Origin of the sequence: Pseudomonas viciae, assembly GCF_004786035.1 — a bacterium.
Lineage (GTDB): Bacteria > Pseudomonadota > Gammaproteobacteria > Pseudomonadales > Pseudomonadaceae > Aquipseudomonas > Aquipseudomonas viciae.
Window position 1 is genome coordinate 1158984 of record NZ_CP035088.1, and the last position, 21471, is coordinate 1180454.

At 61.0% G+C, this 21471-nt stretch carries 23 protein-coding genes; 22 read left to right on the plus strand and 1 reads right to left on the minus strand.

From position 1 onward, the window contains the following. Positions 1-3 precede the first annotated feature (3 nt). The 3 genes from secD to EPZ47_RS05180 all read left to right on the plus strand — a co-directional run bounded on the left by secD (position 4) and on the right by EPZ47_RS05180 (position 3462). Positions 4-1872, plus strand: coding sequence for a protein translocase subunit SecD (gene secD / locus EPZ47_RS05170; protein ID WP_135843823.1), 1869 nt, complete (start codon positions 4-6; stop codon positions 1870-1872). Between the two features lie 9 nt (positions 1873-1881). Continuing rightward, positions 1882-2796 carry a protein translocase subunit SecF gene (gene secF, locus EPZ47_RS05175; protein WP_135843824.1) on the plus strand — a complete coding sequence of 305 codons (915 nt, stop codon included), beginning with the start codon at positions 1882-1884 and terminating at the stop codon, positions 2794-2796. A gap of 117 nt (positions 2797-2913) precedes the next feature. Beyond that, on the plus strand, positions 2914-3462 hold the full coding sequence (locus EPZ47_RS05180; RefSeq protein ID WP_047227466.1) for a glycine zipper 2TM domain-containing protein: 549 nt from the start codon (positions 2914-2916) through the stop codon (positions 3460-3462). Between the two features lie 219 nt (positions 3463-3681). Here the strand turns inward: EPZ47_RS05180 and suhB are convergent, their stop codons facing one another. Continuing rightward, entirely contained in the window at positions 3682-4500 is an 819-nt protein-coding gene (suhB, locus tag EPZ47_RS05185; RefSeq protein ID WP_003185165.1) for a type III secretion system regulator SuhB, read from the minus strand. A gap of 144 nt (positions 4501-4644) precedes the next feature. On the opposite strand from suhB, the gene trmJ reads away from it, so the two are divergent. The 19 genes from trmJ to der all read left to right on the plus strand — a co-directional run bounded on the left by trmJ (position 4645) and on the right by der (position 21320). Beyond that, positions 4645-5415, plus strand: coding sequence for a tRNA (cytosine(32)/uridine(32)-2'-O)-methyltransferase TrmJ (gene trmJ, locus EPZ47_RS05190; protein WP_135843825.1), 771 nt, complete (start codon positions 4645-4647; stop codon positions 5413-5415). Position 5416: 1 nt separating this feature from the next. Next, positions 5417-6193 carry a serine O-acetyltransferase gene (gene cysE, locus EPZ47_RS05195; RefSeq protein ID WP_135843826.1) on the plus strand — a complete coding sequence of 259 codons (777 nt, stop codon included), beginning with the start codon at positions 5417-5419 and terminating at the stop codon, positions 6191-6193. A 263-nt stretch (positions 6194-6456) separates the two neighbouring features. Then, positions 6457-6948: a Fe-S cluster assembly transcriptional regulator IscR gene (gene iscR, locus EPZ47_RS05200; protein WP_003185160.1), complete on the plus strand. Its 492-nt coding sequence runs from the start codon at positions 6457-6459 to the stop codon at positions 6946-6948. A gap of 50 nt (positions 6949-6998) precedes the next feature. Next, positions 6999-8213, plus strand: a complete 1215-nt coding sequence (locus EPZ47_RS05205) for an IscS subfamily cysteine desulfurase (protein ID WP_063322856.1) — start codon at positions 6999-7001, stop codon at positions 8211-8213. A 43-nt stretch (positions 8214-8256) separates the two neighbouring features. Then, positions 8257-8643, plus strand: coding sequence for a Fe-S cluster assembly scaffold IscU (iscU, locus tag EPZ47_RS05210; protein WP_003185157.1), 387 nt, complete (start codon positions 8257-8259; stop codon positions 8641-8643). A gap of 24 nt (positions 8644-8667) precedes the next feature. Then, positions 8668-8991: an iron-sulfur cluster assembly protein IscA gene (gene iscA / locus EPZ47_RS05215; protein ID WP_135843827.1), complete on the plus strand. Its 324-nt coding sequence runs from the start codon at positions 8668-8670 to the stop codon at positions 8989-8991. An 8-nt stretch (positions 8992-8999) separates the two neighbouring features. Beyond that, positions 9000-9521, plus strand: coding sequence for a co-chaperone HscB (hscB, locus tag EPZ47_RS05220; RefSeq protein WP_135843828.1), 522 nt, complete (start codon positions 9000-9002; stop codon positions 9519-9521). Positions 9522-9571: 50 nt separating this feature from the next. After that, complete coding sequence (gene hscA, locus EPZ47_RS05225) at positions 9572-11434, plus strand: Fe-S protein assembly chaperone HscA (RefSeq protein WP_135843829.1); 1863 nt, start codon at positions 9572-9574, stop codon at positions 11432-11434. A gap of 3 nt (positions 11435-11437) precedes the next feature. Further along, a complete protein-coding gene (gene fdx / locus EPZ47_RS05230; protein ID WP_003198002.1) occupies positions 11438-11779 on the plus strand; it encodes an ISC system 2Fe-2S type ferredoxin in 342 nt (113 codons plus the stop codon). A gap of 14 nt (positions 11780-11793) precedes the next feature. Then, positions 11794-11994: a Fe-S cluster assembly protein IscX gene (gene iscX / locus EPZ47_RS05235; RefSeq protein WP_008147746.1), complete on the plus strand. Its 201-nt coding sequence runs from the start codon at positions 11794-11796 to the stop codon at positions 11992-11994. Positions 11995-12086: 92 nt separating this feature from the next. Beyond that, complete coding sequence (ndk, locus tag EPZ47_RS05240; protein ID WP_042727994.1) at positions 12087-12512, plus strand: nucleoside-diphosphate kinase; 426 nt, start codon at positions 12087-12089, stop codon at positions 12510-12512. Positions 12513-12540: 28 nt separating this feature from the next. Next, complete coding sequence (gene rlmN, locus EPZ47_RS05245) at positions 12541-13689, plus strand: dual-specificity RNA methyltransferase RlmN (RefSeq protein WP_047227475.1); 1149 nt, start codon at positions 12541-12543, stop codon at positions 13687-13689. Positions 13690-13701: 12 nt separating this feature from the next. After that, a complete protein-coding gene (gene pilW, locus EPZ47_RS05250; protein WP_135843830.1) occupies positions 13702-14460 on the plus strand; it encodes a type IV pilus biogenesis/stability protein PilW in 759 nt (252 codons plus the stop codon). Beyond that, positions 14460-15464: a RodZ domain-containing protein gene (locus EPZ47_RS05255; RefSeq protein WP_135843831.1), complete on the plus strand. Its 1005-nt coding sequence runs from the start codon at positions 14460-14462 to the stop codon at positions 15462-15464. The genes pilW and EPZ47_RS05255 overlap by 1 nt, the downstream gene beginning before the upstream one ends. A 3-nt stretch (positions 15465-15467) precedes the next feature. Continuing rightward, positions 15468-16577: a flavodoxin-dependent (E)-4-hydroxy-3-methylbut-2-enyl-diphosphate synthase gene (gene ispG, locus EPZ47_RS05260; protein ID WP_003185136.1), complete on the plus strand. Its 1110-nt coding sequence runs from the start codon at positions 15468-15470 to the stop codon at positions 16575-16577. Between the two features lie 25 nt (positions 16578-16602). Next, positions 16603-17892, plus strand: a complete 1290-nt coding sequence (hisS, locus tag EPZ47_RS05265) for a histidine--tRNA ligase (RefSeq protein ID WP_135843832.1) — start codon at positions 16603-16605, stop codon at positions 17890-17892. Positions 17893-17932: 40 nt separating this feature from the next. After that, complete coding sequence (locus EPZ47_RS05270) at positions 17933-18574, plus strand: YfgM family protein (RefSeq protein ID WP_135843833.1); 642 nt, start codon at positions 17933-17935, stop codon at positions 18572-18574. Beyond that, on the plus strand, positions 18567-19718 hold the full coding sequence (bamB, locus tag EPZ47_RS05275) for an outer membrane protein assembly factor BamB (protein ID WP_135843834.1): 1152 nt from the start codon (positions 18567-18569) through the stop codon (positions 19716-19718). The genes EPZ47_RS05270 and bamB overlap by 8 nt, the downstream gene beginning before the upstream one ends. Positions 19719-19847: 129 nt before the next feature. Further along, positions 19848-21320 carry a ribosome biogenesis GTPase Der gene (gene der / locus EPZ47_RS05280; RefSeq protein ID WP_076386232.1) on the plus strand — a complete coding sequence of 491 codons (1473 nt, stop codon included), beginning with the start codon at positions 19848-19850 and terminating at the stop codon, positions 21318-21320. Positions 21321-21471: the final 151 nt, after the last annotated feature.

Genomic DNA, 21471 nt, shown 5'->3' on the forward strand with positions numbered 1-21471 from the left:
GTGATGCTGAACAAATACCCTCTGTGGAAATATGTACTGATCCTGGCGGTGCTGGTGGTCGGTGTGATTTATTCCGCTCCCAATCTCTACCCGGATGACCCGGCCATTCAGGTCAGTGGCGCAAGCACTGCCTTGCAGGTCACTCAGGCCGATCTGGACCGTGCGAGCGCAGCGCTCAAGGCTTCCGGTATCGACGTCAAGGCCGCGACCGTTGCCGAAGGTGGCAAGGGCGGTCTGTTGCGTCTGACCAAGGCTGAAGACCAACTGCCGGCCAAGGACGTGGTACGCAAGGCGATGGGCGATGATTACGTCGTGGCCCTGAACTTGGCCCAGACTACCCCGCAATGGCTGCGCAACCTCGGCGCGCATCCGATGAAGCTGGGTCTGGACTTGTCCGGTGGTGTGCACTTCCTGCTGGAAGTGGACATGGAAAAAGCCCTCGACGCACGCCTGAAAGTCTACGAAGGCGACGTCAAGAGCTTGCTTCGCAAAGAGCGTCTGCGCTATCGCAGCCTGCCGCAGCTCGACGGTGCCATTCAGCTGGGCTTCAGCGATGAAGATACCCGCGAGCAGGCCCGTGCGCTGATCCGCAAGAACTTCAACGATTTCGACATTGTGCCGGCCGACCTCAATGGTCAGGCGGTGCTGCGTCTGGCGATGACCCCGGCCAAGCTGGCGGAAATCCGCGAATACTCCATCAAGCAGAACTTGACCACGGTGCGTAACCGCGTCAACGAGCTGGGTGTGGCCGAGCCGATCGTGCAGCGCCAGGGCGCCAACCGCATCGTGGTTGAGCTGCCGGGCGTGCAGGACACCGCGGAAGCCAAGCGTATCCTCGGCAAGACCGCCAACCTGGAATTCCGCCTCGCGGCTGAGCCGGGTGCTTCCAAGGCCACTTCCGAGAGCTTCGAGTTCCGTGAAGGCGGTCGTCCGTCGGCGCAGATCGAGCGTGGCCTGATCATCACCGGTGACCAGGTGACCGACGCCCAGGCGGGCTTCGATGAGCAGGGTCGTCCGCAGGTGAACATTCGCCTCGACGGCCACGGCGGCGAACTGATGAGCCGCGCCACGCGCAGCAACGTCGGTCGCAGCATGGCGGTGATCTTCATCGAGCAGAAGCCGACGACTACTTACACCAAGCAAGTGGTCAACGGCGTCGAGAAAGACGTCGCAGTGCAGACCTTCAAGGAAGAGAAAAAGATCATCAGCCTGGCGACCATCCAGTCGCCACTGGGCAGCCAGTTCCGCATCACCGGCCTGAACGGCCAGGGTGAATCCTCGGAACTGGCCCTGTTGCTGCGTGCCGGTGGTCTGGCCGCGCCGATGTACTTCGCCGAAGAGCGCACCATTGGCCCGAGCCTGGGTGCCGACAACATCACCAAGGGTATCGATGCATCGCTGTGGGGCATGTTGTTTGTCTCGCTGTTCATCATCGCCATCTACCGCTTCTTCGGCATCATCGCCACCGTCGCGCTGGCGGTGAACATGGTGATGCTGCTGGCCCTGATGTCGCTGCTGGGTGCCACGCTGACCCTGCCGGGTATCGCCGGTATCGTGTTGACCATGGGTATGGCGGTGGACGCCAACGTGCTGATCTTCTCGCGGATACGTGAAGAGATCGCCGCGGGCATGTCGATTCAACGGGCAATCAACGAAGGCTTCGGCCGGGCATTCACCGCGATTCTCGACGCCAACCTGACCACGTTGCTGGTGGGCGGGATTCTCTTCGCCATGGGCACCGGCCCGGTCAAGGGCTTCGCAGTGACCATGTCCCTCGGGATCTTTACCTCGATGTTCACAGCCATCATGGTGACCCGCGCAATGGTCAACCTGATCTTTGGTGGTCGTGACTTCAAGAAGTTGTGGATTTAAGGGGCTGCCATGTTACGTACTATCAACTTCATGGGCGTTCGCAACGTTGCGTTCGGCGTCACATTGTTCCTTACCCTTCTGGCGTTGTTCAGCTGGGGCACCAAGGGCCTGAACTACGGCCTGGACTTCACCGGCGGTACGCTCATCGAGCTGACCTACGAGCGCCCGGCCGACGTTACCAAGGTGCGCGAGCAACTGGCGAGTTCGGGCTACAGCGATGCCATCGTGCAGAGCTTTGGCGCGACCACCGACCTGCTGGTGCGCATGCCGGGTGAAGACCCGCAGCTGGGCCATCAGGTGGCCGAAGCCTTGCAGAAGGCTGGCGGCGACAACCCGGCCCAGGTCAAGCGCGTCGAGTTCGTCGGCCCGCAAGTGGGTGAAGAGCTGCGCGACCAGGGTGGCCTCGGCATGTTGATGGCGCTGGGCGGGATCCTGATCTACCTGGCCTTCCGCTTTCAGTGGAAGTTCGCGGTGGGCGCGATTGTCTCGCTGATCCACGACGTGATCGTGACCGTGGGCATCCTGTCGTTCTTCCAGATCACCTTCGACTTGACGGTGCTGGCGGCGGTGTTGGCGATCATTGGTTACTCGCTCAACGACACCATCGTGGTGTTCGACCGGGTGCGTGAGAACTTCCGTGTGCTGCGCAAGGCGTCCTTGATCGAGAACATCAACATCTCGACCACCCAGACGCTGCTGCGGACCATGGCGACGTCGATCTCCACCTTGCTGGCGATTGCCGCGCTGCTGATCTTTGGTGGCGACAACCTGTTCGGTTTCTCCATCGCGCTGTTCATCGGTGTGTTGGCGGGTACTTACTCGTCGATCTACATCGCCAACGTGGTGCTGATCTGGCTGAACCTGAGCACCGAGGATCTGATTCCTCCGGCGGCCACTGAGACGGAAGTCGACGACCGCCCGTAAGGCTCGTTGCTCCATCCGTCACGGCTGAAAAGGCGCGAGTTGAACTCGCGCCTTTTTTTATGCTCCAAGGCTGGGAGAAGCGCGGATTAATCCGCTTGTGATGGTCAGGAGGTTCAAGTGAACAAATCGATGCTGGTTGGTGCGGTGTTGGGTGCTGTCGGTGTAACTGCCGGTGGTGCGGTAGCCACCTACAGCTTGGTAAAAAGTGGCCCTGAGTATGCGCAAGTGTTGGCCGTGGATCCGGTCAAGACACAGATCAAGACCCCGCGTGAAGTGTGCAAGGACGTCACCGTGACCCGGCAGAAGCCGGTCCAGGATCAACACCAGATCGCTGGTACCGTGCTCGGCGCCGTAGCCGGTGGCCTGTTGGGCAACCAGATCGGCGGCGGCACCGGCAAGAAAATCGCCACCGTGGCAGGTGCGGCCGGCGGCGGTTATGCCGGTAACAAGATTCAGGAAGGCATGCAGGAACGCGACACCTACACCACCACCCAAACTCGCTGCAACACGGTCAATGACATCAGCGACAAGGTTGTAGGCTACGACGTTCGCTACATGCTCGACGGCAAAGAAGGCAAAGTCCGCATGGACCGCGACCCGGGCAACCAGATCCCGGTGAACAAGGAAGGTCAACTGATCCTGGGGCAGAACGAACCGGCTCAGTGATCCAGCCGCTATGAAAAAAGCACCCTTCGGGGTGCTTTTTTTATGCCCGCATTTTATGGCCCGCTACCAATCCTCTGTGGGAGCGAGCTTGCTCGCGATAGCGGTGGGTCAGCTTCCATCAATGTTCAGGGTGTCATCCATTGTGGCGAGGGAGCTGAGTGGTGTGGGGCAGGCATAAAAAAAGCACCCCGAAGGGTGCTTTTTCTGTAGCCGAGCTGCTTAACGCTTCAGCGAAGCCGGCAAATGCGGCTGGATGGCGGTGAGCACAGCCTTGAAGCATTTGGTGTTGCCGGCAACGATATGGCCTTTTTCAAGGAAATCATGGCCGCCGGTGAAGTCGCTCACCAAACCGCCGGCTTCCTGGATCAACAGGGCGCCTGCAGCCATGTCCCATTCGGACAGGCCCGACTCCCAGAACGCATCGAAACGGCCAGCAGCCACATAGGCCAGGTCCAGGCTCGCGGCACCGGCGCGGCGGATGCCGGCGGTCTGGCCAACCAGGGCGCGGAACATGCCCAGGTAGTTGTCCAGGTTGTCCATCTGATCGTCACGGAACGGGAAGCCGGTACCCAGCAGGGCGCCGTCCAGGCTGGTGCGGCCGCTGACGCGCAGGCGGCGACCGTTCAGTTGGGCGCCACGGCCACGGCTGGCGGTGAATTCTTCCTGGCGAACCGGGTCCAGCACAACGGCGTGTTCCAGGCGGCCACGGTATTTGCAAGCGATGCTGACAGCGAAATGAGGAATGCCGCGCAGGAAGTTGGTGGTGCCGTCCAGCGGATCGATGATCCACAGGTACTCTTCACCTTCGATGCCGGTGCCGGCGTGCATGCCGGTCTCTTCACCCAGGATCGAGTGGTTCGGGTAAGCCTTGCGCAGGGCGTCGACGATTTTTTGCTCGGCGGCGCGATCAACCTCGGACACGTAGTCCTTGGCGTCTTTTTCATCGACCTTGATGGTATCCAGGCGCTCGATGGAGCGGAAGATCAGTTCACTGGCGCTGCGGGCGGCGCGCAGCGCGATATTCAGCATGGGCTGCATGGAGGTGTCACCTAAGGTTGTTAAAGAAAGCCGCGCATTCTATCAGAAAGTTTTCTCAGGAGAAGGTTGGTGTTCGCTTTCATAGCTTAACGGTAGGTGCTTATGTAAGATTTGCTCCCTTTATCGTGTTCGAGAGCGCCTCCCTTGTTGCAGAACATTCGTGTCGTCCTGGTCAATACCAGCCATCCGGGTAACATCGGCGGAGCTGCGCGGGCCATGAAGAACATGGGCCTGTCGCGGCTGGTGCTGGTCGAGCCGCGCCTGTTTCCCCATCACGAAGCCGATGCCCGGGCCTCCGGTGCCGGTGACATCCTTGCCAATGCTCAGGTGGTCGCCACCCTCGAAGATGCCCTGGTGGGTTGCAACCTGGTGCTCGGCACCAGCGCCCGCGACCGTCGCATCCCCTGGCCGTTGCTCGACCCCCGTGAATGCGGCACCAAAGTGGTCGAGGAGGCCGCGCAAGGCTTTGAAATCGCCCTGGTGTTCGGTCGTGAAGACTCCGGCCTGACCAACGACGAGCTGCAGCGATGTCACTTTCACGTGCATATCCCTTCCGACCCCGAGTTCAGTTCCTTGAACCTGGGGGCGGCGGTGCAGGTGTTGAGTTATGAAGTGCGCATGGCCTGGCTCGCCGCTGAAGGCAAGCCAAGCAAGGTCGAAAAAACCGAGGTGACGTCGCCACGCAGTGAGACACTGGCGACCATGGACGAGCTGGAGCGATTCTATGAGCACCTGGAGCAATCCTTGGTGGACATCGAGTTCCTCGACCCGGAGAAGCCGCGGCACTTGATGGCGCGCCTGCGTCGGTTGTACGGACGAAGCTCGGTTAGCCGGGCGGAGATGAATATATTGCGCGGCATCCTCACGGAAACCCAGAAAGCGGCCCGTGGCGAGCTGATTAAGCGGAAGAAATAAAATGTTCGAACGTTTGCGTGAAGATATCCAAAGTGTTTTCCATCGTGACCCGGCGGCGCGCAATGCCTTTGAAGTGCTGACCTGCTACCCGGGGATGCACGCGATCTGGATCCACCGCCTGTCCGGCGCCTTGTGGAACATGGGCTGGAAGTGGCTGGCGCGGCTGGTCTCGAACTTCGGGCGCTGGCTGACCGGGATCGAGATCCATCCGGGGGCCAAGGTTGGTCGCCGTTTCTTCATCGACCACGGCATGGGCATCGTCATTGGCGAAACTGCCGAGATCGGTGACGACGTGACCCTGTACCAGGGCGTGACCCTCGGCGGCACCAGCTGGAACAAGGGCAAGCGCCACCCGACCCTGGAAGACGGTGTGGTGGTGGGTGCGGGCGCCAAGGTGCTCGGGCCGTTCACGGTAGGGGCGGGGGCGAAAGTCGGCTCCAATGCCGTGGTTACCAAGGCCGTGCCGCCCGGCGCGACCGTGGTGGGTATTCCTGGGCGAATCATCGTCAAGTCCGACGACGAACAGGATGCCCGGCGCAAAGCCATGGCCGAGAAGATCGGCTTCGACGCTTACGGTGTCGGCGAAGACATGCCCGACCCGGTCGCCCGTGCGATCAACCAGTTGCTCGATCACCTGCAGGCCGTCGATGGGCGCCTGGAGGGGATGTGCGGGGCTCTGAAGGAACTGGGCAGTAATTACTGTGCCAAGGACCTGCCTGAACTGCGCGAGGAAGATTTTGCGTGTGTGAAGGATAAGGATGAGACCCGGGCCAGTTGAACCGAGGCGCCTGCATCGCGGGCAAGCCTTGCTCCCACAAAAACCTTGCCCCACAGGAGTCCTGTTTCGCAGGCGTCCTGTGGGAGCAAAGCTTGCTCGCGATGAACGATAACGCGGTATAGCTGGTCGCCACTGGCCAGCCTTTGCTATCATGCGCGCGCTCTTTCGCGGGTAAACCTGAGTAAAGCACTAGGTCTTATACTTGACTTAAATACTCGGGAATTGCATACTCGCCCCCATTCCGAACTCCGTGGTAATTGTCCATGCGACTGACTACAAAAGGCCGATACGCCGTGACCGCGATGCTGGATCTGGCATTGCACGCGCAGCACGGGCCGGTGTCCCTGGCCGATATCTCCGAGCGCCAGGGCATTTCCCTGTCTTACCTTGAGCAGCTGTTCGCCAAGCTGCGCCGCAGCAACCTGGTCTCCAGTGTTCGCGGCCCGGGCGGCGGCTACCAGCTGTCGCGCGACATGCAAGGCATCCAGGTCGCCCAGGTGATCGATGCAGTGAACGAATCGGTCGATGCGACCAAATGCCAGGGCCTTGGCGACTGCCATGGCGGCGATACTTGCCTGACCCACCACTTGTGGTGTGACCTCAGCCTGCAGATCCACGAATTTCTGAGCGGTATCAGCTTGGCTGACCTTGTAACTCGCCGTGAGGTGCAAGAAGTAGCCCAGCGTCAGGACCAGCGCCGTTGCAACAGCAAGGCGCCGCACCTGGACAAGATTGAAGCGTCCGCCGTCGAATGACTGCCGCAGAGCACGCGGAACGCCAGCCAGCCTGATTTAGGAGAAAGTCCATGAAATTGCCGATTTACCTTGATTACTCTGCGACCACCCCGGTTGATCCGCGGGTCGCACAAAAAATGAGTGAATGCCTGCTGGTCGACGGAAACTTCGGTAACCCGGCGTCCCGCTCCCACGTGTTCGGCTGGAAAGCCGAAGAGTCGGTCGAAAACGCCCGCCGCCAGGTCGCTGACCTGGTCAACGCCGACCCGCGTGAAATCGTCTGGACCTCCGGTGCCACCGAGTCCGACAACCTGGCAATCAAGGGTGTCGCGCACTTCTATCACACCAAGGGCAAGCACCTGATCACCTCCAAGATCGAGCACAAGGCTGTCCTGGATACCATGCGCCAACTGGAGCGTGAAGGTTTCGAGGTCACCTACATCGAACCGGGTGAAGACGGCATCATCACCCCAGCCATGGTTGAAGCCGCACTGCGCGACGACACCATCCTGGTTTCGATCATGCACGTGAACAACGAAATCGGCACCGTCAACGACATCGCGGCCATCGGCGAACTGACCCGCTCCAAGGGCATCCTGTTCCACGTCGACGCGGCCCAGTCCACCGGCAAGGTCGACATCGACCTGTCGAAGCTGAAAGTCGACCTGATGTCGTTCTCCGCCCACAAGACCTACGGCCCTAAAGGCATCGGCGCGCTGTACGTGAGCCGCAAGCCGCGTGTTCGCCTCGAAGCGACCATGCACGGCGGCGGTCACGAGCGCGGCATGCGTTCCGGCACCCTGGCGACCCACCAGATCGTCGGCATGGGCGAAGCCTTCCGCGTGGCCAAGGAAGACATGGCTGCCGAGAACGTGCGCATCAAGGCCCTGAGCGACCGCTTCTTCAAGCAGGTCGAGCACCTGGAAGAGCTTTACGTCAACGGCAGCATGATCGCCCGCGTACCGCACAACCTGAACCTGAGCTTCAACTATGTTGAAGGTGAGTCGCTGATCATGGCGCTCAAGGATCTGGCCGTGTCGTCCGGTTCGGCGTGCACCTCGGCATCGCTTGAGCCTTCGTACGTGCTGCGTGCCCTGGGCCGCAACGACGAACTGGCCCACAGCTCGATCCGCTTCACCTTCGGCCGCTTCACCACCGAAGAAGAAATCGATTACGCCGCGCAGAAAGTCTGCGAGGCCGTTACCAAGCTGCGCGCTCTTTCGCCGCTGTGGGACATGTACAAAGACGGTGTCGACATCTCGAAAATCGAGTGGGCGGCGCACTGAAGAAGTCGCCACCAGAGCGGCTCACTGATGAGGATTGAAGCAAATGGCATATAGCGAAAAGGTCATCGACCACTACGAGAACCCGCGCAACGTCGGCAAGATGGACGCGCAGGATCCTGATGTCGGCACCGGCATGGTCGGCGCCCCGGCGTGCGGCGACGTGATGCGCCTGCAGATCAAGGTCAACGAGCAAGGCATCATCGAAGATGCCAAGTTCAAGACCTATGGCTGCGGTTCCGCCATCGCGTCCAGCTCCCTGGCGACCGAGTGGATGAAGGGCAAGACCCTTGATGAAGCCGAAACCATCAAGAACACCCAGCTGGCTGAAGAGCTGGCCCTGCCGCCGGTGAAGATCCACTGCTCGGTACTCGCCGAAGACGCCATCAAGGCTGCCGTTCGCGATTACAAGCAGAAGAAAGGCTTGATCTGATCTGTGCACAGGTAAGGAGTTTTCATGGCTATCCAGATGACAGAAGCGGCAGCTAAGCATATCCAGCGCTCCCTCGCGGGGCGCGGCAAGGGCGAGGGTATCCGCCTGGGTGTTCGCACCACGGGCTGCTCTGGTCTTGCCTATGTGCTGGAATTCGTCGACGAAGTGGGCGAAGAGGATCAGGTGTTCGAGAGTCATGGTCAGAAAGTGATCATCGACCCGAAGAGCCTGACTTACCTGGACGGCACTGAACTGGATTTCGTCAAGGAAGGGTTGAACGAAGGCTTCAAGTTCAACAACCCCAACGTGCGCGGTGAATGTGGCTGCGGCGAAAGCTTCAACATCTGAGGCGGCTTGTGGGAACTCCTTGTCATTTTGCTTTGTTCCAGATGCAGCCGGCGTTCCAGCTGGATCTCGACCAGTTGTCCGCGCGTTATCTGGAATTGGCCCGTGGTGTCCATCCGGACCGCTTTGCCGATGCCTCGGAAACCGAGCAGCGGCGGGCGCTGGAGCAGTCCGCGAACCTCAACGAGGCCTACCAGACGCTCAAGAGTCCTGCCAAGCGCGCGCGTTACCTGCTCGCTAGCAGCGGTCATGAGCTGCCCCTGGAAGTCACGGTCCACGATCCCGAGTTTCTTTTGCAGCAGATGCAATGGCGCGAAGAGCTCGAAGACCTGCAGGACAGCGCCGACCTGGCCGGTGTCGCGGTATTCAAGCGCCGCTTGAAAGACGCCCAGCACACTTTGAACGAAAGCTTCGCAGCCTGCTGGAACGATGCCGCGCAACGCGAACAGGCCGAGCGCCTGATGCGGCGCATGCAGTTCCTCGACAAGCTCACCTACGAAGTGCGCCAGCTCGAAGAGCGCCTCGACGATTAACCCAGTGCCGCTCCGGTCGCACGCCTGATTACAGATAAGTCCTGATTACGATGGCCCTACTGCAGATCGCCGAACCCGGCCAAAGTCCACAACCGCACCAGCGTCGCCTGGCTGTGGGAATCGACTTGGGTACTACCAATTCCTTGGTCGCTGCCTTGCGCAGCGGTCTTTCCGAACCGCTGGCCGACGAGCAAGGGCAGGTGATCCTGCCATCCGCCGTGCGCTATCACGCCGATCGCGTCGAAGTCGGCGAGTCGGCCAAGCTGGCCGCCGCCACCGATCCGCTGAACACCATTGTCTCGGTCAAGCGCTTGATGGGTCGTGGTCTGTCCGACGTCAAGCAACTGGGCGACCAACTGCCGTACCGCTTCGTTGGCGGCGAATCCCACATGCCGTTCATCGAAACCGTGCAGGGCCCGAAAAGCCCGGTGGAAGTCTCGGCCGACATCCTCAAGGTGCTGCGCCAGCGTGCAGAAGCGGCATTGGGTGGTGAATTGGTCGGTGCGGTCATCACCGTCCCGGCCTATTTCGACGACGCTCAGCGCCAAGCTACCAAGGATGCGGCCAAGCTGGCCGGCCTGAACGTGCTGCGCCTGCTCAACGAACCGACCGCCGCTGCCGTGGCGTATGGCCTGGACCAGCACGCCGAAGGCCTCGTCGCTATCTACGATCTGGGCGGCGGTACCTTCGATATCTCTATTCTGCGCCTGACCGGCGGCGTCTTCGAAGTCCTGGCCACCGGCGGCGACAGCGCCCTGGGCGGCGATGACTTCGACCACGCCATTGCCGGCTGGATCATCGAGCAAGCGGGCCTGTCCGCCGACCTCGATCCGGGGGCGCAGCGCCATCTGCTGCAAACCGCCTGCGCCGCCAAGGAAGCCTTGACCGACGCTGCCACCGTTGAAGTCGCTTATGGCGACTGGAAAGCCGCCCTGAGCCGCGAAGCCTTCGATGCGCTGATCGAGCCCATGGTTGCCCGCAGCCTCAAGGCCTGTCGCCGTGCCGTGCGTGATTCGGGCATCGAGTTCGAAGACGTCAAGGCCGTGGTCATGGTCGGCGGTTCGACCCGCGTGCCTCGGGTCCGCGAAGCCGTTGCCGAGGCCTTTGGCCGCCAGCCGCTGACCGAAATCGACCCGGACCAGGTGGTCGCCATTGGCGCCGCGATCCAGGCCGATACCCTGGCCGGCAACAAGCGCGACGGTGGCGAGCTGCTGTTGCTCGACGTGATTCCGTTGTCCCTGGGCCTGGAAACCATGGGCGGCCTGATGGAGAAGGTGATTCCGCGCAACACCACCATCCCCGTCGCCCGCGCCCAGGATTTCACCACTTATAAAGACGGCCAGTCGGCGATGATGGTCCACGTGCTGCAAGGCGAGCGTGAACTGATCAGCGACTGCCGTTCCCTGGCCCGCTTCGAATTGCGCGGCATCCCGCCGATGGTGGCCGGTGCGGCGAAGATTCGCGTGACCTTCCAGGTCGATGCCGACGGCTTGCTCAATGTCTCCGCTCGCGAGCTGGGTTCGGGCGTCGAGGCGAGCATCCAGGTCAAGCCGTCCTACGGCCTGACCGACGGCGAAATCGCCAAGATGCTCAAGGATTCGTTCCAGCACGCCAGCGACGACAAGGTGGCCCGCGTATTGCGCGAGCAACAGGTCGACGCCCAGCGCCTGATCGAAGCCGTGCAAGGTGCCCTTGAAGCCGACGGCGAGCGCTTGCTCGACGCCGAAGAGCGCATGGTCATCGAGCTGCAAATGCAGGAACTGTCCGAATTGATCAAAGGCACCGATGGTTATGCCATCGAGTTGCAGACCAAGCGTCTGTCGCAAGTCACCGATGCCTTTGCTGCCCGCCGCCTGGACTCGACGGTCAAAGCCGCCCTGGCGGGGCGCAACCTGAATGAAATCGAGGAATAACTGATGCCGCAGATCATTTTTCTGCCACACGCCGAGCATTGCCCGGACGGTATGGTGGTAGAGGCCGAAACCGGCAAATCCATCCTTGAAGTGGCCCATGACAACCACATCGAGATCGAGAGCGCCTGCGGCGGCGTTTGTGCCTGCACCACGTGCCATTGCATCATTCGCGAGGGTTTCGACTCGCTGAATGAGGCCGATGAGCTGGAAGAGGACTATCTTGATCGGGCCTGGGGCCTGGAACCGACGTCGCGGTTGACGTGCCAGGCCAAGGTCGGGACAGAAGACCTGGTGGTGGAAATACCGAAATACTCGCTCAACCACGCCGCCGAAGCGCCGCACTGATTCAGGGAGTTACAATGAGTCTGAAATGGGTTGATGTACTGGAAATCGCAATCCAGTTGGCTGAGTCCAAGCCAGATGTAGATCCCCGTTACGTGAACTTCGTCGATCTGCACAAATGGGTGCTGGCATTGCCGGAGTTCAGCGATGATCCGACCCGTGGTGGTGAGAAGGTGCTTGAAGCGATTCAAGCGGCCTGGATCGAAGAGGCAGACTGAGTCTGCACTGTACGCAGTTAGGCAATACCCAAGAACCCGCGTATAATTCGCGGGTTTAATTTTTCGCAAATTACCGTTTCTGGAGTTACACCATGGCTGTTCAACGTACTTTCTCCATCATCAAGCCTGACGCCGTTGCTAAAAACGTGATCGGCAAGATCGTTACCCGTTTCGAAGACGCTGGCCTGCGCGTTGTAGCTTCGAAAATGAAGCAACTGTCCAAAGCCGAAGCCGAAGGCTTCTACGCTGAGCACAGCGAGCGCGGTTTCTTCGGTGAACTGGTTGCCTTCATGACTTCCGGTCCGGTTGTCGTTCAGGTGCTGGAAGGCGAAAACGCTATCGCTCGCAACCGTGAGCTGATGGGCGCTACCAACCCTAAAGAAGCCGCTGCCGGTACCATCCGCGCTGACTTCGCCGAGTCGATCGACGCCAACGCCGTTCACGGTTCGGACTCCGAAGCCGCTGCCGCTCGCGAAATCGCTTACTTTTTCTCCGCTACTGAAGTAACCACTCGCTAAGCCCAGGCTTTTGAGTGAAGGTGAATCCATGACTACATCGAACGGCAAAACCAACCTGTTGGGCCTGACCCAGCCGGAAATGGAGAAATTCTTCGACTCGATCGGGGAGAAGCGTTTCCGTGCCGGCCAAGTGATGAAGTGGATTCACCACTTTGGCGTCGACGATTTCGACGCCATGACGAATGTCAGCAAGGCCTTGCGCGAAAAGCTCAAGGCAGTTGCTGAGATTCGCGGTCCGGAAGTGGTCAGCGAGGACATCTCCAGCGACGGCACCCGTAAGTGGGTGGTGCGCGTGGCGTCCGGCAGCTGCGTCGAGACCGTCTACATTCCCCAGGGCAAACGCGGCACCTTGTGCGTTTCGTCCCAGGCAGGCTGTGCCCTGGATTGCAGTTTCTGCTCCACCGGCAAGCAAGGCTTCAATAGCAACCTCACCGCCGCCGAAGTGATCGGCCAGGTGTGGATTGCCAACAAATCCTTTGGCAGCGTCCCGGCGACTGTCGACCGTGCCATCACCAACGTGGTGATGATGGGCATGGGTGAGCCGCTGCTGAACTTCGACAACGTCATCGCCGCCATGCATCTGATGATGGATGACCTGGGCTACGGCATCTCCAAGCGCCGGGTGACCTTGTCCACCTCGGGCGTGGTGCCGATGATCGATGAGCTGGCCAAGCACATCGACGTCTCCCTGGCGTTGTCGCTGCACGCACCCAATGACGCATTGCGTAACCAATTGGTGCCGATCAACAAGAAGTATCCGCTTAAGATGCTGCTGGAGTCGTGCCAGCGCTACATGTCGTCCCTGGGCGAAAAGCGCGTGCTGACCATCGAGTACACCTTGCTCAAGGACGTGAACGACAAGGTTGAACACGCGGTCGAGATGATCGAGTTGCTCAAGAACATCCCGTGCAAGATCAACCTGATCCCGTTCAACCCGTTCCCGCATTCCGGTTACGAGCGTCCGAGCAACAACGCGATTCGTCGCTTCCAGGATCAGCTTCACCACGCTGGCTTCAACGTCACCGTGCGCACCACCCGCGGCGAAGACATCGATGCCGCCTGTGGCCAATTGGTAGGACAGGTGCTGGATCGCACCCGTCGCAGCGAACGCTACATTGCCGTGCGCGAATTGAACGCCGCTGACGATGTCGCGCAAAACGCTGCGAACAGTCACTAAGAGAGGAACTCTATGTCCCTGCGCTTCGCGCTCATCTTGCTGTTGGCCGGGCTCTGCTCCGGTTGTGTTCTGTCGGGTGACTACAACCCGATGAAAACCAGCAAGGGGCGCGACGAGGCACGTGTGGCCTATGTGCAACTGGGCATCGGGTACTTGCAGCAGGGCATGACCGAACGGGCCAAGGTTCCGCTCAAGAAAGCCCTGGAGCTGGACAGTTCCGACCCGGATGCCAACGCGGCCCTGGCCCTGGTGTTCCAGGCCGAGATGGAACCTGAGCTGGCCGATGAGCATTTTCGCAAGGCGCTGTCCGGCCGGCCGCAGGATGCGCGGATCCTGAACAACTACGGCAGCTTTCTTTTCGAGCAGAAACGCTACAAGCAAGCCTACGAGCGCTTCGAGCAGGCTGCCGCGGACACCCTTTATCCCGAGCGTTCGCGGGTTTTCGAGAACCTCGGCATGACGGCATCGAAACTCGGCCAGCGTGATCTGGCCCGCCAGCAGCTTGAAAAGGCGCTGCGGCTCAACCATCAGCAACCGCGTGCACTGCTGGAAATGGCTGAGTTGTCTTACGAAGACAGGCAATATGTGCCCGCCCGCGACTATTACGAACGTTTTAGCCTGCTGAGCGAGCAAAATGCACGTAGTCTATTGCTCGGCGTTCGGCTGGCCCATGTGTTTGAAGATCGCGACAAGGCTGCCAGTTATGGCCTGCAACTCAAAAGACTCTATCCCGGTACGCCGGAATATCAGCAATACCTGTCGGAGCAATGATGAAAGCGGCGCATCCTGAAGTTGTAGCAGCGACTCGCGTAAATCCCGGTGAGACCCTGCGTCAAGCCCGCGAAAGCAATGGTTGGTCGCTGGCCGAAGTGGCCCTCAAGCTCAATCTCACCGTGACTTCCCTGGGCAACCTGGAAACCGGCGCGTTCGACAAGCTGCCGGGGCACACCTTCGCCCGTGGGTACATCCGCGCCTATGCCAAATTGCTCGGCATGGACCAGACCGTGCTGGTCCAGCAATTCGACCAGTACACCGGTTCCGATGCCCAGGGCAGCAACGTGCACAGCCTGGGTCGCATCGAAGAGCCTGTACGCGTTTCCCACACCATCTTGCGTATCGTCAGCCTGTTGCTGCTGATCGCGGTGATAGGTGGCGGTTTTGTCTGGTGGCAGGATCAGGCTTCCTTGCGCAACAAGGAGCCGGTTGCCATGAACCCCGAGCATGTCGAAGTCGAAGGCGCCGACGGCACCACTCAGATCCATCCGCTGGACGAGCCGGAAGACCAGGCCGTCGTGGAAGGCCAGGCTGAAGGCGAAACCACCTTGGCGCTGCCTCAAGGCCAGGACGGCGCCGATGCCGAAGCGGGGGCCGAGCCGGCTGTTCCGGCGCCTGCCGCGCCTGCTGCGCCGACCACTGGCGCACCGATTGCCGCTGCTCCAGTCGTACCAAGCACGCCTGCGCCGACCGTGGCTGCACCTGCGACCCCAACGGCTCCAGCCGCAGCCCCGGCAGCGCCAGTGGCTCCGGCGGCTGGTGAAGGCCAGGTCCAGATTCAATTCGTCGCCGACTGCTGGACGCAAGTCACCGATGGCAATGGCAAGGTGCTGTTCAGTGGCCTCAAGCGCAAGGGCGATAGCACTGCCATCAACGGCAAGCCGCCATTTGCCGTGCGCCTGGGTTATGCCCGTGGCGCGCAGGTCAGCTACAACGGCCAGCCAGTCGACATCGCTCCGTTCACCAGTGGCGAGACCGCTCGCCTGAAGTTGGGTCAATAAGTCATGCACGGCGAATCTCCAATCAAACGTCGCGAATCCCGCAAGATCTGGGTGGGTAACGTGCCCGTGGGCGGCGATGCGCCCATCGCTGTGCAGAGCATGACCAACAGCGATACCAACGACGTGGCCGCCACAGTCGCGCAGATCAATCGCCTGGAAGCCGCCGGCGTCGATATCGTGCGGGTGTCCGTGCCGGACATGGACGCCGCCGAGGCGTTCGGCAAGATCAAGCAGTTGGTCAAGGTGCCGCTGGTGGCCGATATCCATTTCGACTACCGCATCGCCCTGCGTGTGGCCGAGCTGGGGGTGGACTGCCTGCGCATCAACCCGGGCAACATCGGTCGCGAAGACCGCGTGCGTGCCGTGGTGGATGCTGCCCGCGACCGTGGCATTCCGATCCGTATCGGTGTGAACGCCGGTTCCCTGGAAAAAGACCTGCAAAAGAAATACGGCGAACCGACCCCGGCTGCGCTGGTGGAGTCGGCCCTGCGCCATGTCGAGCACCTTGAACGCCTGAATTTCCAGGACTTCAAGGTCAGCGTGAAGGCTTCCGACGTGTTCATGGCCGTCGAAGCCTACCGCCTGCTGGCCAAGGAAATCGTCCAGCCACTGCACCTGGGTATCACTGAAGCCGGTGGGTTGCGTTCGGGCACGGTGAAATCCGCCGTCGGCCTCGGTATGCTGCTCGCCGAAGGGATTGGCGATACCATCCGCATCTCGTTGGCGGCGGATCCGGTCGAGGAAGTGAAAGTCGGCTACGACATTCTCAAGTCCCTGCACCTGCGTTCCCGCGGTATCAACTTCATCGCCTGCCCGAGCTGCTCACGGCAGAACTTCGATGTGGTCAAGACCATGAACGAGCTGGAAGGGCGCCTTGAAGACCTGCTGGTGCCGCTGGATGTCGCGGTGATCGGTTGCGTGGTCAACGGGCCGGGCGAAGCCAAGGAGGCCCATATCGGCCTGACTGGCGGTACGCCGAACCTGATTTACATCGACGGCAAGCCGTCGCAGAAACTGACGAATGACAATCTGGTGGATGAGCTGGAAAGGCTGATCCGCCAGAAAGCGGCCGAAAAGGTCGAAGCCGACGCAGCGGTCATCGCACGCGGCTGAGCAAACGAATTTTTAAGGATTACCTGTGAGCAAGTCTCTGCAAGCCATTCGTGGCATGAACGATATCCTGCCCGAGCAGACGCCCCTGTGGCGCTATTTCGAGGGCACCGTGGCGCGTTTGCTGGATAACTACGGTTACCGGCAGATCCGCATGCCGATCGTCGAATTCACCGAGCTGTTCAAGCGCTCCATCGGTGAAGTGACCGACATCGTCGAAAAAGAGATGTACACCTTCGACGACCGCAACGGCGATTCGCTGACCCTGCGCCCGGAAGGCACAGCAGCGTGCGTGCGTGCGGTGCTCGAGCACGGCATCACCGGCGGCGGCCAGGTGCAGAAACTCTGGTACATCGGCCCGATGTTCCGTCACGAGCGCCCGCAGAAAGGCCGCTATCGCCAGTTTCATCAGATCGGTTGCGAGGTGTTCAACCTCGACGGCCCGGACATCGACGCCGAACTGATCGTGCTGACCTGGCGCCTGTGGGGCGAGCTGGGCATTCGTGATGCAGTCAAGCTTGAGCTCAACAGCCTCGGCACCGCCCAAGCCCGCGCTCGCTACCGTGATGCACTGGTGGAATTCCTCTCGGCCCGCCTCGAGCACCTGGACGAAGACAGCCAGCGCCGGTTGAAGACCAACCCGCTGCGAGTGCTGGACACCAAGAACCCGGACACCCAGGCCGTACTGGTGGATGCGCCAAAAATGGCCGACTACCTCGACGAAGAGTCCCGCGTGCACTTCGAGGGGCTCAAGGCCCGCCTGGACGCCGCCGGCATTCCTTACGTGATCAACCCCAAGTTGGTTCGCGGCCTCGATTACTACAGCAAGACCGTTTTCGAATGGGTCACCGACAAGCTCGGCGCCCAGGGCACTGTGTGTGCCGGCGGCCGTTACGACGGGCTGGTGGAGCAGATGGGCGGCAAGCCGACGTCGGGCGTGGGTTTCGCCATGGGCATCGAGCGCCTGGTGCTGATGCTTGAGGCCCTGGACAAGGTGCCAGAGGAACTGGCCCGTCAAGTCGACGTTTACCTGTGCGCCTTCGGCGAGGCGGCCGAACTGGCGGCCCTGACCTTGAGCGAACGGGTCCGCGACCAGTTGCCCAACCTGCGCCTGCAGATCAACGCCGGCGCCGGCAGTTTCAAGAGCCAATTCAAGAAGGCCGACAAGAGCGGTGCGCTGTATGCACTGATCCTCGGTGACGACGAACTGGCCCAACAAGTGGTAGGTTTCAAACCCCTGCGTGGCCAGGGCGAACAACAAAGTATTGCCTGGGATGCGCTTGCAGCACACCTGGCCACCTGCGTCGTGCAGGGTTGAAGCTGTCAAACAGCCGATTTAGCGATTAAGGAGTATTGGGGTGTCGAGTACCGAAGATGAACAGCTGGCGGATTTGAAGGACTGGTGGACGCGCAATGGCAAGCCGCTGGTCACTGGCGGCCTGTTGGCGCTGGTCATCGTGTTCGGCTGGCAGGCCTACCAGAAATACCAGAGCAACCAGTCGCAAGGCGCCTCGGTGCTCTACCAGCAATTGCTGGAAACCACCCTGACCCCGGACGGCAAGCCTGACCCTGCCCGTGTGGCGGACCTGGCCGGCAAGCTCAACAGCGAATTCGGCGGCACTGCCTACGCGCAATACGGTCGCCTGTTCGTGGCCAAGGTTGCCGTGGACAGCGGCAAGCTGGACGACGCGGCCACCGAGCTCAAAGGTATCGTCGACAAACCGGCCAACCCGACCCTGGGCGAAGTGGCCCGTCAGCGCCTGGCGCAGGTGCTGGCGGCACAGAACAAGGCCGAAGACGCGTTGAAGCTGCTCGACGGCGATGCCGACAAGGCATTCCTGGCGACCCGCGAAGAGCTCAAGGGCGACCTGCTGGTACAGCTGGGTCGTGCTGATGAGGCCCATGCGGCCTACCAAAAAGCCAAGGCTGCGCTGTCGGATGAAGCCGCAGTCGGTGGCCTGCAAATCAAGCTGGACGACCTGGCCAAAGGGGATGCGTGACGTGATCCGTTGGAAACATGCAGCATTGCTGGCTCTGGCCATTCTGGCCGCGGGTTGCAGCAGCAACAGCAAGAAAGAACTGCCTCCGGCCGAGTTGACCGACTTCAAAGAAGAAGTCGTGCTGCAGAAGCAGTGGAGCCGCTCCATCGGTGACGGCCAGGGTGAAACCTACAACATGCTGGTGCCGGCCATCGACGGCGACACCATCTATGCGGGTGACGTCACTGGCGTGGTCATGGCAATGGATCGCAGCAACGGCGACGTCAAATGGGAGAAAGATCTCGAACTGCCTGTCTCCGGCGCCGTTGGCGTGGGTTACGGGCTGGTCATGATCGGCACGCTCAAGGGTGAAATCGTCGCCCTGGACGCGAGCAGCGGTGAAGAGAAGTGGCGCGCTCGCGTGACCAGTGAAGTGCTCGCACCGCCAGCGACCAACGGTGATGTGGTCGTGGTCCAGACCCAGGATGACCGTCTGATCGGCCTGGATGCCGCTACCGGCAACCAGCGCTGGTTGTACGACAGCACCCCGGCGGTGCTGACCCTGCGTGGCACCAGCGCGCCGATCGTCACCAACCGCCTCGCGGTGGCTGGCTTGTCGACCGGTAAAGTGGTCGCCCTGGATATTTCCAACGGCGTGCCGGTTTGGGAGCAGCGTGTAGCCATCCCGCAAGGTCGTTCCGAGCTGGAGCGTGTGGTCGACATCGACGGCGGCCTGCTGCTGTCCGGCGGTACGCTGTACGTCGCCAGCTACCAGGGTCGCGTTGCGGCGCTGGACCTGGAAAGCGGTCGTCCGCTGTGGCAGCGCGATGCGTCCAGCTACGCCGGTGTCGCCCAGGGTTTCGGCAACGTCTACGTCAGCCTGTCCTCGGGCACGGTTGAAGGCGTCGACGAGCGTTCCACCACCGCGTTGTGGAGCAACGATTCCCTGGCCCGTCGTCAACTGTCGGCCCCGGAAGTGTTCTCCAGCTACGTTGCAGTGGGTGACCTGGAAGGTTACCTGCACCTGCTCAGCCAGGTGGACGGTCGTTTCGTCGGCCGCGAGCGCATCGACAGCGACGGCCTGCGTGCCCGTCCGCTGGTGGCTGGCAACATGATTTATGTGTATGGCAACAGCGGCAAACTGGAAGCCCTGACCATCAAGTAAGACTATGCTTGGGGCTAATCCCCCAAGCGGCCTTGTTCGCAAGGTTTGCAGCGATCTCGCTGCCCCGAGCACCAGCCGCTGCCTAGCAGCGGCTTTTGTATTTTCTGAAATAACGAAGTGGAGAGCCGCATGGTTCCCGTAATCGCCCTGGTGGGCCGACCGAACGTCGGCAAGTCCACCTTGTTCAACCGCCTGACCAGGACTCGCGACGCCATTGTCGGCGACTTGTCCGGTCTGACCCGTGATCGCCAATACGGTGAGGCCAAGTGGCAAGGGCGTACCTATATTCTGGTCGACACCGGCGGCATCTCCGGTGATGAACACGGCATGGATGAAAAAATGGCCGAGCAGTCGCTGCTCGCCATCGAAGAAGCCGATGTGGTGCTGTTCCTGGTAGACGCCAAGGCCGGTTTTACCGCCGCCGACCAGATGATCGCCGAGCATTTGCGCAAACGTAACAAGCGTTCCTACGTGGTTGCCAACAAGGTCGACAACATCGACCCGGACATGGCCCGCGCTGAATTCGCTCCGTTGGGCATGGGCCAGGCGATCCCGATCGCCGGTGCCCACGGCCGTGGCATCACCCAGATGCTGGAAATCGCCCTGGCTGATTTCCCGAAAGACGACGAAGACGAGCCTGAAGACGGCGAAGAAGAAATCGTTGCCGAAGGCGAGGAAGCCAAGCGCATCCCCGGCCCAAGCGAAAAAGACGGGATCAAGATCGCCATCATCGGCCGCCCGAACGTGGGCAAGTCGACGCTGGTCAACCGTATGCTCGGCGAAGACCGGGTGATCGTGTACGACCAACCCGGCACCACCCGTGACAGCATCTACATCCCGTTCGAGCGTAACGAAGAGAAGTACACGCTGATCGACACCGCAGGTGTGCGCAAGCGCGGCAAGATCCACGAAGAAGTCGAAAAATTCTCCGTGGTCAAAACCCTGCAAGCGATCAAAGACGCCAACGTGGTGATCTTCGTGATGGACGCCCGCGAAGGCGTGGTCGATCACGACCTCAACCTGTTGGGCTTCGCCCTGGAAGCCGGTCGTGCGTTGGTCATCGCGATCAACAAGTGGGACGGCATGACGCCGAGCGAGCGCGATTTCGTGAAGGTCGAATTGCAGCGTCGGCTGTTCTTCGTCGACTTCGCCGACATCCACTTCATCTCGGCCTTGCACGGCACGGGCGTGGGTAACCTCTACGCATCGGTGCAGAACTCGTTCAAGTCGGCGGTCACCCGCTGGCCGACCAACCGCCTGACCCAGATCCTCGAAGACGCCGTGGGCGAGCACGCGCCACCGATGGTCAACAACCGTCGGATCAAGCTGCGTTACGCCCACTTGGGTGGTGCCAACCCGCCGATTATCGTGATTCACGGTAACCAGATCGAGAAGGTGCCCAAGTCGTACGTCCGTTACCTGGAAAACACCTATCGTCGCGTCCTGAAGCTGGTCGGCACGCCGATCCGCATCGAGTTCAAGGGCGGCGAGAACCCGTACGAAGGCAACAAGAACACGCTCACCGACCGCCAGGTCAACAAGAAGCGCCGCTTGATGTCGCACCATAAGAAGGCTGACAAGAAGCGTCGCGATAAGCGCTGATCGGTAGTCACCGCAGTTCCACTGTGGGAGCGAGTTGTGTCAGCGTAAGAAGGGTGCCCTGTGTGGCACCCTTTTTCATGCCCGGCGATTGGGCTATCCTCGACCTCTCCCGCGCCGCACCTGAGCCGGGTGCAGACCCAGGGAACCCTCG

Coding starts and splice junctions, on each gene's coding strand:
- secD (WP_135843823.1), top strand. CDS start 4: ATGCTGAACAAATACCCTCTGTGGAAATATGTACTGATCCTGGCGGTG.
- secF (WP_135843824.1), top strand. CDS start 1,882: ATGTTACGTACTATCAACTTCATGGGCGTTCGCAACGTTGCGTTCGGC.
- suhB (WP_003185165.1), bottom strand. CDS start 4,500: ATGCAGCCCATGCTGAATATCGCGCTGCGCGCCGCCCGCAGCGCCAGT.
- cysE (WP_135843826.1), top strand. CDS start 5,417: ATGTTCGAACGTTTGCGTGAAGATATCCAAAGTGTTTTCCATCGTGAC.
- iscR (WP_003185160.1), top strand. CDS start 6,457: ATGCGACTGACTACAAAAGGCCGATACGCCGTGACCGCGATGCTGGAT.
- EPZ47_RS05205 (WP_063322856.1), top strand. CDS start 6,999: ATGAAATTGCCGATTTACCTTGATTACTCTGCGACCACCCCGGTTGAT.
- iscU (WP_003185157.1), top strand. CDS start 8,257: ATGGCATATAGCGAAAAGGTCATCGACCACTACGAGAACCCGCGCAAC.
- iscA (WP_135843827.1), top strand. CDS start 8,668: ATGGCTATCCAGATGACAGAAGCGGCAGCTAAGCATATCCAGCGCTCC.
- hscA (WP_135843829.1), top strand. CDS start 9,572: ATGGCCCTACTGCAGATCGCCGAACCCGGCCAAAGTCCACAACCGCAC.
- fdx (WP_003198002.1), top strand. CDS start 11,438: ATGCCGCAGATCATTTTTCTGCCACACGCCGAGCATTGCCCGGACGGT.
- iscX (WP_008147746.1), top strand. CDS start 11,794: ATGAGTCTGAAATGGGTTGATGTACTGGAAATCGCAATCCAGTTGGCT.
- ndk (WP_042727994.1), top strand. CDS start 12,087: ATGGCTGTTCAACGTACTTTCTCCATCATCAAGCCTGACGCCGTTGCT.
- rlmN (WP_047227475.1), top strand. CDS start 12,541: ATGACTACATCGAACGGCAAAACCAACCTGTTGGGCCTGACCCAGCCG.
- pilW (WP_135843830.1), top strand. CDS start 13,702: ATGTCCCTGCGCTTCGCGCTCATCTTGCTGTTGGCCGGGCTCTGCTCC.
- EPZ47_RS05255 (WP_135843831.1), top strand. CDS start 14,460: ATGAAAGCGGCGCATCCTGAAGTTGTAGCAGCGACTCGCGTAAATCCC.
- ispG (WP_003185136.1), top strand. CDS start 15,468: ATGCACGGCGAATCTCCAATCAAACGTCGCGAATCCCGCAAGATCTGG.
- bamB (WP_135843834.1), top strand. CDS start 18,567: ATGCGTGACGTGATCCGTTGGAAACATGCAGCATTGCTGGCTCTGGCC.
- der (WP_076386232.1), top strand. CDS start 19,848: ATGGTTCCCGTAATCGCCCTGGTGGGCCGACCGAACGTCGGCAAGTCC.